Source organism: Curtobacterium sp. AC268, from assembly GCF_979258745.1.
The window spans coordinates 874,880-887,077 of sequence record NZ_OZ409878.1; the positions used below are offsets into that span (position 1 = coordinate 874,880).

Sequence of the window (12,198 nt, forward strand, 5' to 3'; positions counted from 1 at the left end):
ACCGCGCGGGCCGTCGTGCTCCGGGGTCAGTTCTTGCCGAGGAACGCCGCGTCGGACTCGTCGAGGCGCCGGGCGAGGGCGTCACGGAGGGCCGGAGACCCCTCGAGCTCGGGATCGGGTTCGAGCACGCGCTCCGCTTCTCCGCGCGCGTCGACGATGAGGTCGGCGTGCTCGACCACCCGGAGCAGGTTGAGCGAGGACCGCCCACCGGACTGCCGTTCGCCCAGGACGTCGCCCTCGCGCCGGAGCTCGAGGTCGACCCGGGCGAGCTCGAACCCGTCGTCCGAGGCGGCCACCGCGTCGACGCGCTCGCGCGAGGTGGTCTCGAGCTCGGCCGAGGTGACCAGCAGGCAGACACCGGCCCACTGCCCACGACCGATGCGGCCGCGGAGCTGGTGGAGCTGCGAGACCCCGAACCGGTCGGCGTCGAGGACGGCCATCATCGCCGCGTTCGGGACGTCGACGCCGACCTCGATCACGGTCGTCGCCACGACCACGTCGAGGTCGCCGGAGGCGAAGGACGTCATCACGCGGTCCTTCTCGTCGGCGGTCATCCGGCCGTGCAGGACCGCGATCGAGCGCCCTTCGAGCACGGGCATGGTGCGCATCCGCTCGGCGGTGGCGAGCACGGTCGCCGGGGCACGCTTCGGGGCGTCGTCCTCGCCCTCGGCCGGCTCCGGCTCGCCGTCGTCCTCGGTGTGGGCGTCGTCGATGGCCGGGCAGACGACGAACGCCTGGCGACCCTTGGCCAGTTCTTCGGCCATACGGGACCAGATCCGGGATTCCCACCAGGGGTGTTCCGCCAGCGGGACCGTGAAGGTCTCGACGCCGGCGCGCCCCGACGGCATGCCCGTGATGGTGGAGACGTCGAGGTCGCCGAACACCGTCATCGCGACGGTGCGCGGGATCGGCGTCGCGGTGAGCACGAGCACGTGCGGCGGGGTCGTGCCCTTGGTGCGGAGGGCCTCGCGCTGCTCGACACCGAAGCGGTGCTGCTCGTCGACCACCACGAGCCCCAGCTCGGCGAAGTCCACCCGGTCCCCGAGGAGCGCGTGGGTGCCGACGACCAGCCGTGAGCTGCCCGACGCCGCGGCGAGCAGGGCCCGGCGACGTTCGTCGGTGGACTGCGACCCGGTCAGGATCACCGGTCGGAGCTCGGCGGCCAGGTCCGGCCCGAGGAACTTCACGATGGAGCGCAGGTGCTGGGCCGCCAGCACCTCGGTCGGGGCGATGAGCGCGGACTGGCCGCCGGACTCGGCCACCGTGAGCATCGCCCGGATCGCCACGAGGGTCTTGCCCGACCCGACCTCGCCCTGGATCAGCCGGTGCATGGGCCAGGTGCGGGCGAGGTCCTCGTCGATGTCGGCACCGACGGCCCGCTGGTCGTCCGTCAACGTGAACGGCAGGGTGGCGTCGAAGCGCTCGAGGATGCCACCGGGGGCGGCCACGCGGGGGGTGGCCGCGGTGCGACGGGCCGCGATCCGGCGCTGCACCAGGGCGGTCTGCAGCACGAACGCCTCGCGGTAGCGCAGGGCGTCCTGCGCGCGCTTGAAGTCCGCGACCTTCTCGGGGCGGTGCAGCAGCTCGAGGGCACGGCGGAACGGCACGAGGTCGAGCCGGGACCGCGCGGACGCCGGCACCGGGTCGGGCAGGTCCGGCAGGGTGTCGAGGACGATCCCGATGGACTTCGCGATCTGCCACGACGTGAGCGAGGCCGTCGCCGGGTAGATCGGGATCGGCTGACGCGACCACCGGATCGCTTCGTCGGAACCGGGCTCGGCCGTGGCGCGGGGGTCGTCCGGGTCGAACAGCTCGTAGTCGGGGTGGGCGAGCTGCCGGGCACCCCGGTAGTCGCTGACCTTGCCGGAGAAGATACCCCGGGCGCCGGGGACGAGGTCCTTCGTGCGCCACCCCTGGTTGAAGAACGTGAGGGTGAGCAGGCCCTTGCCGTCGCCGATCTTCGCTTCGAGGATCGAACCGCGGCGCGCGCGCATGGTGCGTTCACGGACGTCGACGACCTCGGCCACGATGGTGACGGGTTCGCCGATCGCGAGCGAGTCGAGGGCCGTCAGTGCACCACGCTCGGCGTAACGGCGGGGCGCGTGCTCGAGGAACTCCCCCACCGTGCGGTAGCCGAAGGCCTTCTCGATCGCGGTCGCCGTGCGACCGCCGAGCACGTTCGCGAGCCGCGCGTCGAGCGGCGCCGGACCGAGGTCGGGCGCGTCCGGCGCAGCGGGGGTTCCGGAGGTGACCACGCTCCAACGGTACCGGGCACGACCGACCCCACCCGTGCCTCCCGAGCGGCCTGTGGAGAACACCGGACCGGACCCGCCGGGCCGATACGGTGGCTGCATGACCCGCATCATCGCCGGCGCCGCCGGCTCCCTGACGCTCCGGGTGCCGAAGTCCGGCACCCGCCCGACGAGCGACCGCGTGCGCGAGGCACTGTTCTCGTCGCTCGAGGCACGGGGGCTCGTCGAGGCCACGTCGGTGGCCGACCTGTACGCGGGGACGGGCGCGCTCGGGCTCGAGGCAGCGTCCCGCGGTGCGGCCGAGGTGGTCCTGGTCGACCGGGCATCCGCCGCCGCGCAGGCCTGCCGGGCGAACGCGAAGGCCGTGCAGCAGCGGGTGCCTGGCGTCCGGATCGACGTGCAGCCGCAGCCGGTGCTCGGGTACCTGCGCGGGACCGTCCGCACCTTCGACCTGGTGTTCATCGACCCGCCCTACGACGTCACCGAGCACGAGCTCGCCGAGGTGCTCGAGGCCCTGGCGCCGAAGCTGACGCCGGATGCCGTCGTCGTGGTCGAGCGGAGCAAGCGCTCCCCCGAGCCCACCTGGCCGGCGGGGCTCGCGCCGTTCAGCAAGCGCAGCTACGGCGAGACCGTCGCGTGGGAGGCCGTCGCCGCCGGCTGAGGCAACGGGGGCAACCGGGTCAGCCGGCGGCGCCGTCCCAGTCGGCGTAGGGGTCCCAGCCGGTCGTCGGCACGACGGCACCGGCGCGCAGCAGGTCCGTGTCGCCGCGCTCCCGCACGACACCGATGCGCCGGAAGCCCCCGGGCAGGACCGCGTCGGCCGGGAACGTGGCGAGCAGTCCGTGGTCCTCGCCACCGTGCAGCGCGACTTCGTCGAGGTCGGTGGCGGCATCGAGTTCGAGCGTCACCCGGCTGGCACGGGCGAGCCGACCGGCGTCGATCGCCAGGCCGTCGGACAGGTCCAGCATCGCGGTGGCCCCTGCCTCGGCCGCGAGCGGCCCGTCGGCGATCGGGGGCACCGGGCGGCGCTGGCGTCCGACGTCGGGGTCGACGTCCGCGCCGCTCGCGACCGTCGCGGCACGGTCCGGCTCGCCCCGGCCGTCGACGCCCTCGCGGAACAGCCGGGACAGCCCACGGGCGGCACGTCCGAGCTCGCCGGACACCGCGAGCACGTCACCGACGCTCGCACCCGACCGGAGCACGGGCGCGCGGCCGAGCAGGTCACCGAAGGCGGTGACGGCCACCGTGAACGTCGCCGAGGTGGAGAGGTCTCCCCCGACGACCCCGCACCCCGGCGCGAGTGCGTCGACGGCGAGCCGGAAGCCGTCGGCGATGCCCTCGAGGACGGCCACGGGGGTGCCCTGCGGGGCGGCGAGGGCGATCACGAGGCCGCTCGGCACGGCACCCATCGCGGCGACGTCGGAGAGGTTCGTGGCGGCCGCCTTCCAGCCGATGTCCGTCGGCGACGACCACGCCCACCGGAAGTCCGGACCGTGCACCATCATGTCCGTCGTCACGACGAAGCGGCCGTCGGGGGCGGCAACGACCGCGCAGTCGTCTCCGGGGCCGAGGATCGGTGTGCCTGCGGGCAGGCGACTCGTGATCCGGTCGAGAACGACGAGTTCGCCGAGTTCCCCCACCGTCGGTCCGGCCCAGGCGTCGTCCGTCGCATCCACACGAGAACGGTAGCCTGGACGACGATGGACACCGCGCGCCGCACCCCTCGCACCCTCGCGATCGTGGGGGCCGTGATCACCCTCGCCGCCGGGCTGACCGGGTGCACGAACGCCGTGTCGATGTCCGCAGCCCCGTCGGCCGACGCAGCGGCGTGCGCCGCCGTGCAGGTCCGGTTGCCCGCGACCGTGGACTCGAAGTTCGACCTGCGGAACACGAACGCGCAGGCGACCGCTGCCTGGGGCGACCCCGAGGTGGCGATCTACCACTGCGGTGTCGCCGTCCCCACCGTGTCCGACCTGCCGTGCTTCTCGCAGGGCGGCGTCGACTGGATCCGCGACGACCGGGGCGACCAGGTCGTCTTCACGACGTTCGGTCGGTCGCCGGCGGTGCAGGTCGTGGTCGACTCGACGAAGACCACGTCGACGGTGGTGCAGGAGCTGTCCGACGCCGTGTCCTCGCTGCCGAAGGACGGACACGAGTGCCTCGACCCGGACGACGTGCAGGGCTGACGCCCGTCAGCGGACGGCCGCGCGACCCAGCTCGATGAGCTCGGTGACGAGCTCGCCGTAGGACACCCCGACGCCGCCCAGCAGCGCGGGTACATCGACAGCGGCGTGAAGCCCGGCATCGTGTTGACCTCGTTCACGACGAAGCCGTCGTCGGTCAGGAAGCAGTCGACACGGGCGAGCCCCGAACCACCGATGGCCTCGAACGCGCGGGCACCGATGGAGCGGATCTCGTCGGTCTGGTCGTCGGTCAGCGGTGCCGGGCAGAGCAGCGACTCGTCGCCGCCCAGGTACTTCGAGGCGAAGTCGTAGAAGCCGTCCTCGGCCACGACGATCTCGCCCGGCAGGCTCGTGCGCGGCACTCCGTCACGGCCCTCGAGCACGGCGACCTCGACCTCGCGGCCGACCACACGGGGCTCGACGATCACCTTGGAGTCGTGCTCGAATGCCAGGTCCATGGCGGCACCCAGCTGCGAGGGCTCGTCGACGCGCGAGACGCCCATGCTCGACCCGGCGCGGGCCGGCTTGACGAACAGCGGCCAGCCGTGCGCGGCGATCGTCTCGGCGACGTCCACCGGGTCGGCCACCCACTGCCGGCGCAGCACGGTGGTCCACGGTGCGACCCGCAGCCCGGCGTGCTCGAGCACGGCCTTGGCGACGTGCTTGTCCATGGCCAAGGCGCTCGCGAGCACGCCGTCGCCGACGTACGGCAGCCCCGCGATCTCGAGCAGACCCTGGATCGTGCCGTCCTCGCCGAAGGGGCCGTGCAGGATCGGGAACACCACGTCGACCGGGATCGCGGTGACGGTGCCGTCGGGGTGGGACACGACGAGTTCGTTGGTCGCCGGCGAGGTCGGGAACGCGATCCGCGTGCCGTTGTCGGGCACCGTCGGCAGCGCGCCGTCGCGGATGGTCCACTGCGCCGGGTCGTCCGACTGCAGCGTGAAGGCACCGTCCTGGGTGATCCCGATCGGCACGAGGTCGTACTCGGCCCGGTCGACGACGTCCATGATGCCGCCGGCGGTCACGCAGCTGATCTCGTGCTCGCTCGAGCGACCGCCGAAGAGCACGGCGACGGTGGTCCTGGGCATGGGGGTTCCCTCGGGGATCGTGGGCACGGGAGTCCCTTCGTGACTCGGTGCGGGACCGGTCACTCGCCCTGCGGCTCGTCGGTCTCGGTGAGGTGCGGCGCGATGTTGCGCGGATCGAGCCTACCGGCGAGGACCTCGCCGACCTGGCTGACGATGGGCATGTCGACGCCGTTCGCCGCGGCCAGCTCGAGGATCGGGGCGACCGAAGCCAGCCCCTCCGCCGTCTGGTTCATCTGGCGGACGACCTCGTCGAACCGGTAGCCCTGGCCGAGCAACCGCCCGGCGGTGTTGTTCCGCGACAGCGGCGACTGGCACGTGGCGATGAGGTCGCCGAGGCCCGCGAGCCCGGACAGCGTGGACGACTGCGCGCCGAGCGACACCGCGAAATCGGTCATCTCGGCGAGGCCGCGCGTGATGATCGAGGCCTTGGTGTTCTCGCCGTAGCCGACCCCGTCGACGATGCCGATCGCGACGGCGATGAGGTTCTTCAGCACGCCGCCGAACTCGGTGCCGATGACGTCGGTGTTGATGAACGACCGGAAGTACGGGTTCGTCGCGACGGCGGCGACGTCGGTGGCGGTCTCCAGCGACGACGACGACACAACGGCGGCGGTCGGCTGCCGTCGGGCGATCTCGAGCGCCAGGTTGGGGCCGCTGGCCACGGCGATGCGGTCCTGGTCGATGCCGAGGCCCTGCAGCAGGACCTCGCTCATCCGCAGTCCCGTGCTCTTCTCGACGCCCTTCATCAGGCTGACGACCGGCACGTCCGCGGGCAGCAGCTCGCGGATCGCGGCGAGGTTCGAGCGCAGGGTCTGCGACGGTACCGAGACGTACACCTGCGAGGCGCCGTCGAGCACGCGCTCCAGGGACGTCGACGCGGTCAGGGTGCGGGGCAGGTTGATGCCGGGCAGGTAGTCCGAGTTGCGCTTGGTCTCGGTGATCTCGCGGGCGACCTCGGGGCGTCGGGCCCACACCACGGTGGACGCACCACCCTCGGCCAGCACCTTCGCGAACGTGGTGCCCCAGCTGCCGGCACCGATCACGGCCACCCGGGGCTTGTCGGTCGACTGCATGACCACCCGGATCGCGGCGGTGTCGAAGGCCCCCGGAGCCGCGGCGGCGGGGTCGGGTCGGTCGTCGTGGGGTCGGAGGTCACTCAAACCGGCCGGTCTCCTTCTGGTTGTTCGCCGCCGGGTCCCAGCGGGTCGCGGGTGCCCGTTCGCCACGGAGCACCTCGAGCAGCGCGGTGATCTCGCGCATGACGAGTTCGGTGGCCTCGCCGAGCATCTGCTGGTCGATCTGCCGGCCGCGGTACGCCGACAGGTCGACCGGGTCACCGATCATCACGTCGACGCGGGACGGCGGGAACAGCCGGAGCTTCTTGCCGTACCTGGCCATGATGTTCTGCGTGCCCCAGTGGGCCATCGGGATGAGCGGCACGTCGTTCTCGAGCGCGATCCGCACCGCGCCCGTCTTGCCGCGCATCGGCCACAGGTCGGGGTCGCGGGTGAGCGTGCCCTCGGGGTAGACGATGATCGCCCCGCCCTGCTCGACCAGGGACCGGCCGCCCCCGAGCGGGTCGCTCAGGCGCGTCCGGCCGGAGCGTTCGACCGGGATCTGTCCCATGCCGGACATGAGCTTGCCGACCACGGGGACCTTGAACAGCGACGCCTTCGCCAGGAACCGCGGCGCCCGCTTCGAGATGTACACGGCGGTGCCCACGACCAGCGGGTCGATGTTCGTGAAGTGGTTCGGTGCGAGCACGAACGCGCCCTCCGCCGGCAGGCGGTTCGGGCCGTGCCAGTGGTAGCGCGCCGAGAACCGGAACGTCGGGATGACGATCGAGGCGACGATCCGGAACGCGGTGTTCAGCTCACCGCGGCGCCACCGGCGCCCACGCACGGGGAGGCCGGTCGTGACCTGCGCGTCGGAGCTGCCACGGGCCTCCAGACCGTCGCCTCTCGCTTCTGCCGGCACTGTGCCTACCCGGCGAAGTCGAAGTCGGCGCCGAGCTTGCGCAGCTTCGGGATGAAGTGCTCGTAGCCGCGGCTGATGATGCCGACGTTGGTGATGTGCGACTCGCCGTCGGCGGTCAGCGCCGCGATGAGGTGGCTGAACCCGCCGCGCAGGTCGGGGACGCGGACGTTGGCGGCGTGCAGCTTCGTCGGACCGGTGATGACGGCGGCCTGCTCGAACGGGCGGCGGGCGACGCGGCGGTCGTGGCCGGGCAGCCCCTCCTTGTGCACGACGATGTCGGCACCCATCTCGTTCAGCGCGTCGGTGAAGCCGAAGCGGTTCTCGTAGACGGTCTCGTGCACGATGCTCTGGCCCTCGGCCTGGGTCAGTGCGACGACGAGCGGCTGCTGCCAGTCCGTCATGAAGCCGGGGTGCACGTCGGTCTCGATGACGACGGGCTTCAGGGTGTCCAGCTCGCGGTAGAACCGGATGCCGTCCTCCTGGATGTCGAACCCGCCGCCGACCTTGCGGAAGACGTTGAGGAACGTCATGAGCTCCTGCTGGTTCGCGCCCTCGACGAAGATGTCGCCGTTGGTGGCGAGCGCGGCGGAGGCCCAGCTCGCGGCCTCGTTGCGGTCGTTGATCGCGCGGTGCGTGTAGCCGCGGAGCGACTCCACCCCTTCGATGAAGATGACGCGGTTCGGCTCGACCGAGACGATGGCGCCCATCTTCTGCAGGATCGCGATGAGGTCCATGATCTCGGGCTCGATCGCGGCGTTCCGCAGCTCCGTGACGCCCTTCGCGAGGGTCGCCGAGAGCAGGACCTGCTCGGTGGCGCCGACGCTCGGGTAGGGCAGCTCGATCGAGGCGCCCTTCAGGCCGTCCGGGGCCGTCAGGTGGATGCCGTTGACCTGCTTGTCGACGACCGCACCCATGGCGCGGAGGGCGTCGAGGTGGAAGTCGATCGGGCGGTCACCGATGCGGCATCCGCCGAGGTCGGGGATGAACGCCTCGCCGAGCTTGTGCAGCAGCGGACCGCAGAACAGGATCGGGATGCGGCTCGAGCCGGCGTGCGCGTCGATCTCGGCGAAGTGCGCCGACTCGACCCGCGACGGGTCGAGGATGAGTTCGCCTCGTGCAGGATCGGTGATGCGCACGCCGTGCACCTCGAGCAGCCCGCGGACCACCTTGACGTCGGAGATGTCCGGCACGTCACGGAGGATCGACGGGGTGTCACCGAGCAGCGACGCCACCATGGCCTTGGTCGCGAGGTTCTTCGCCCCACGGACCTCGATGCGTCCCACGAGCGGCTTGCCCCCGCGGATGACGATCTCGTCCGACTTGAGGCCCACGCGCGCCCCTGCGGCCGCTGCGTCCTGTACGAGAGAGTTCACTACTTCACCGGCAATGTCTTCGGCCGCCAACTGGAGCGGCGGGATTCGAACTCCGTGATCGAGGTCTCGTCACGGAGGGTGAGCCCGATGTCGTCGAGCCCTTCCATCAACCGCCAACGAGTGTAAGCGTCGATCTCGAAGGGGACGTCCACATCCCCCAGCGACACGCGCTGCGTCTGGAGGTCGACCGTCGCCTCGATGCCCGGGTTCGCCTCGATGGCGGCCCACAGGCGCTCGACCTCCGGTTCGGTCACGATCGCGGTGACCAGGCCCTGCTTGCCGGCGTTGCCCTTGAAGATGTCCGCGAAACGGGGCGAGACGACCACCGTGAAGCCGAAGTCACGGAGCGCCCAGACGGCGTGCTCGCGGGACGATCCGGTGCCGAAGTCGGGACCGGCGACGAGCACACGGGCGCCCTGGTAGCGCTCCTGGTTCAGCACGAAGTCGGGGTCCTGCCGCCACCCGGCGAACAGGGCGTCCTCGAAGCCGGTCTTGGTGACGCGCTTCAGGTAGACCGCGGGGATGATCTGGTCGGTGTCGACGTTCGACCGCTTGAGCGGCGCGGCGATGCCGGAGACGGTGGTGATCTTGTCCATCAGAAGGTCCCCTCGGTGGCGGTGGCGGACGTCGCCGCCGCGATCTCGTCGTCGGTCTCCAGGTCCCACGGGCTGGACAGCGTGCCGCGCACCGCGGTGGCCGCGGCGACGAGCGGCGACACCAGGTGCGTGCGGCCACCCTTGCCCTGGCGACCCTCGAAGTTGCGGTTCGAGGTGCTCGCGCAGCGCCTCCCCCGGTGCCAGCTGGTCCGGGTTCATCCCGAGGCACATCGAGCAGCCGGCGAACCGCCACTCGGCACCGAACTCGGTGAACACCTTGTCGAGCCCCTCGGCTTCGGCTTCGAGCCGGACCCGCGCGGAGCCGGGCACGACCATCACCCGGACGCCGTCGGCCTTGGTGCGGCCCTTGATGATCGACGCGAATGCCCGCAGGTCCTCGATGCGCGAGTTCGTGCACGAGCCCATGAACACCGCGTCGACGGCGATGTCCTTCATCGGGGTGCCGGCGGTGATGTCCATGTACTCCAGGGCACGGCGGGCGGCGGCCTGGTCGTTGGGGTCGCTGTAGGCGGCCGGGTCAGGCACGCTCTCGGACAGCGAGACGCCCTGGCCGGGGTTCGTGCCCCAGGTGACGAAGGGCTCGAGATCGTCCGCGTCGATGAACACCTCGGCGTCGAAGACGGCGTCGTCGTCGGTGGCGAGGGTCTCCCAGTAGGCGACGGCGTCGTCCCAGTCCTGACCGGTGGGCGCGTGGTCACGGCCCTGCACGTAGTCGTAGGTGGTCTGGTCGGGGGCGACCATGCCCGCGCGGGCACCGGCCTCGATCGACATGTTGCAGATCGTCATGCGGCCCTCCATCGAGAGGGCGCGGATCGCGGAGCCGCGGTACTCGAGCACGTAGCCCTGCCCGCCGCCGGTTCCGATCTTCGCGATCACGGCCAGGATGATGTCCTTCGCGGTGACGCCGGGGCGCAGCGTCCCCTCGACCGTGATCGCCATCGTCTTGAACGGCTTGAGCGGCAGGGTCTGCGTGGCGAGGACGTGCTCGACCTCGGACGTGCCGATGCCGAACGCCATCGCGCCGAAGGCCCCGTGGGTGCTGGTGTGCGAGTCGCCGCAGACCACGGTGATGCCGGGCATGGTCAGGCCGAGCTGCGGACCGACCACGTGGACGATGCCCTGCTCCTTGTCGCCCAGGGAGTGCAGCCGGACGCCGAACTCCTCGCAGTTGCGACGGAGGGTCTCGATCTGGATCCGGCTCGTCGGGTCCGCGATGGGGCGGTCGATGGCGAGCGTCGGGGTGTTGTGGTCCTCGGTCGCGATCGTCAGGTCGAGGCGACGCACCGGTCGACCGGCCTGCCGCAGACCGTCGAACGCCTGTGGACTCGTCACCTCGTGCACGAGGTGGAGGTCGATGTAGAGGAGGTCGGGGTTGCCGTCCTCGCCCTTGACCACGACGTGGTCGTCCCACACCTTCTCGGCGAGCGTCTTTCCCATGAGCTCAGCCCTCCTCGTCCTCGTCGTTGCGCCGCGACCGCGGCCCGATCACGCGACTCTACCATTGGTATACCAACACGCGGGACCCCGCCCGTCGCAGGTCCGTCACCCCGTGGCGACACAGCCTGGAGGCCCGTGGCGACTCCCCGACACCCGTCGCGGTGGGAGGATGGTGACGACATGACGACACCTGCGCACTCGACCCGGACCATCAACCTCGAGGGCGCGGCACGCGCCGCGATCGCCGGTGGCGCACCGCTCGCGCTGCTCATCGCCCTCGGCATGCCGGGGTACGCCGCCTTCGCCATGTTCGCCGGGTTCACCGCCATCTTCGGTGCGACCGAGCCCTACCGGCAGCGCGCCGTCACCACCGGTGTCGCGGGCGCACTGCAGGCGCTCTGCATGTTCGCCGGCATCGGGGTCGGGCTCGTCGGGTCGCCGCTCTGGCTGCAGGCCGTGGGTCTCGTCGTCGTCCTGGTGGTCGCGGTCTGCACCCTCTCCACGCTCCGGGCGATCCCCGCGCAGCCGATCTTCCCGGTGTTCGCGTTCGTCGTGTCCGCACTCGTGCCGATGCGCCCGATGGACGTCCCGCTCGTCACGACGATCATCGTCTGCTCGGTGGTCTGGGCCTGGCTCGTCGCGATGTCCGGTGCGGTGCTCCGCCGGGTGTTCCACCCGCACGCCCCGCACCGGTTCCGCCCACTGGCCGACCGCAAGCACCGGTCGCTCGCGGTCCTCGGGACACCGGCGCTGTGGGAGACCGTCGCGCTCAACGTCGTCGGGTCACTCGTCGCCGGGGCCGTCGCGGAGTCGATCCCCGGGCTCGGGCACCCCTACTGGGCGGTCATCGCGGTGGTCTCGACCCTGCCGGCGATCCGCCAGCGGCACACCGTGGTCCGCGCCGGGCAGCGTGTGGTCGGCACGATCGGCGGCACGGTCATCGCGGTCGGCATCCTGCTGCTCGAGCCGTCGGCCTGGTGGATCGTCGTGCTGGCCGTCGTCGGGCAGTTCTTCGCAGAGATCTTCGTCGCCCGGAACTACGCCGTGTGCCTGCTGTTCCTCACCCCGCTCGCCCTGGCGGTGTCGTGGTTGAGCCTGCCCGAGGCACCCCAGCTGCTGGCGCTCGACCGCATCGCGCAGACCGTGCTCGGTGCCGTGGTCAGCGTGGGGCTGCTGCTCGTCGGGCGTGCGATCGAACGCCGGCGCGGGCGTGCCCTGGGTGCGACGAGCGCGATCCGGACCGTCTGACGCGCCCGGTCGTTCCGGGC

Annotated in this window: 9 protein-coding genes and 2 pseudogenes; 3 read left to right on the forward strand and 8 right to left on the reverse strand. The window is 71.6% G+C overall.

The genetic code is table 11. The features are described from left to right. Positions 1-26: 26 nt before the first annotated feature. On the reverse strand, positions 27-2,255 hold the full coding sequence (locus tag ACZZ9K_RS04095; protein WP_463443383.1) for an ATP-dependent DNA helicase RecG: 2,229 nt from the start codon (positions 2,253-2,255) through the stop codon (positions 27-29). 97 nt (positions 2,256-2,352) lie between these two features. Between ACZZ9K_RS04095 and ACZZ9K_RS04100 the strand changes: the two genes are divergently transcribed. Continuing rightward, entirely contained in the window at positions 2,353-2,913 is a 561-nt protein-coding gene (locus ACZZ9K_RS04100; protein ID WP_027465899.1) for an RsmD family RNA methyltransferase, read from the forward strand. A 19-nt stretch (positions 2,914-2,932) separates the two neighbouring features. Here the strand turns inward: ACZZ9K_RS04100 and thiL are convergent, their stop codons facing one another. Further along, positions 2,933-3,928 (reverse strand): thiamine-phosphate kinase, encoded by a 996-nt coding sequence (thiL, locus tag ACZZ9K_RS04105; protein ID WP_463443384.1) that lies wholly within the window; start codon positions 3,926-3,928, stop codon positions 2,933-2,935. A 24-nt stretch (positions 3,929-3,952) separates the two neighbouring features. Between thiL and ACZZ9K_RS04110 the strand changes: the two genes are divergently transcribed. Then, the gene (locus ACZZ9K_RS04110; protein ID WP_463443385.1) at positions 3,953-4,438 is read left to right on the forward strand and encodes a DUF3515 family protein; all 486 of its coding nucleotides are present in this window, start codon (positions 3,953-3,955) and stop codon (positions 4,436-4,438) included. A 6-nt stretch (positions 4,439-4,444) separates the two neighbouring features. On the opposite strand, the pseudogene ACZZ9K_RS04115 reads toward ACZZ9K_RS04110, so the two are convergent. The 6 genes and pseudogenes from ACZZ9K_RS04115 to leuC all read right to left on the reverse strand — a co-directional run bounded on the left by ACZZ9K_RS04115 (position 4,445) and on the right by leuC (position 10,930). Next, positions 4,445-5,526 (reverse strand): annotated as a pseudogene (locus tag ACZZ9K_RS04115) (D-alanine--D-alanine ligase family protein). A gap of 59 nt (positions 5,527-5,585) precedes the next feature. Beyond that, positions 5,586-6,599 (reverse strand): NAD(P)H-dependent glycerol-3-phosphate dehydrogenase, encoded by a 1,014-nt coding sequence (locus ACZZ9K_RS04120; protein WP_031259730.1) that lies wholly within the window; start codon positions 6,597-6,599, stop codon positions 5,586-5,588. A gap of 79 nt (positions 6,600-6,678) precedes the next feature. Next, positions 6,679-7,428: a lysophospholipid acyltransferase family protein gene (locus tag ACZZ9K_RS04125; protein WP_463443386.1), complete on the reverse strand. Its 750-nt coding sequence runs from the start codon at positions 7,426-7,428 to the stop codon at positions 6,679-6,681. 80 nt (positions 7,429-7,508) lie between these two features. Further along, on the reverse strand, positions 7,509-8,876 hold the full coding sequence (gene murA / locus ACZZ9K_RS04130; RefSeq protein WP_071244875.1) for a UDP-N-acetylglucosamine 1-carboxyvinyltransferase: 1,368 nt from the start codon (positions 8,874-8,876) through the stop codon (positions 7,509-7,511). Continuing rightward, positions 8,876-9,472 (reverse strand): 3-isopropylmalate dehydratase small subunit, encoded by a 597-nt coding sequence (gene leuD, locus ACZZ9K_RS04135; protein ID WP_463443387.1) that lies wholly within the window; start codon positions 9,470-9,472, stop codon positions 8,876-8,878. Before leuD ends, murA begins: the two co-directional genes overlap by 1 nt. Beyond that, positions 9,472-10,930 (reverse strand): annotated as a pseudogene (leuC, locus tag ACZZ9K_RS04140) (3-isopropylmalate dehydratase large subunit). Before leuC ends, leuD begins: the two are co-directional and overlap by 1 nt. A gap of 180 nt (positions 10,931-11,110) precedes the next feature. On the opposite strand from leuC, the gene ACZZ9K_RS04145 reads away from it, so the two are divergent. Then, positions 11,111-12,178 carry an FUSC family protein gene (locus ACZZ9K_RS04145; protein WP_463443388.1) on the forward strand — a complete coding sequence of 356 codons (1,068 nt, stop codon included), beginning with the start codon at positions 11,111-11,113 and terminating at the stop codon, positions 12,176-12,178. The last annotated feature ends 20 nt before the right edge of the window (positions 12,179-12,198 follow it).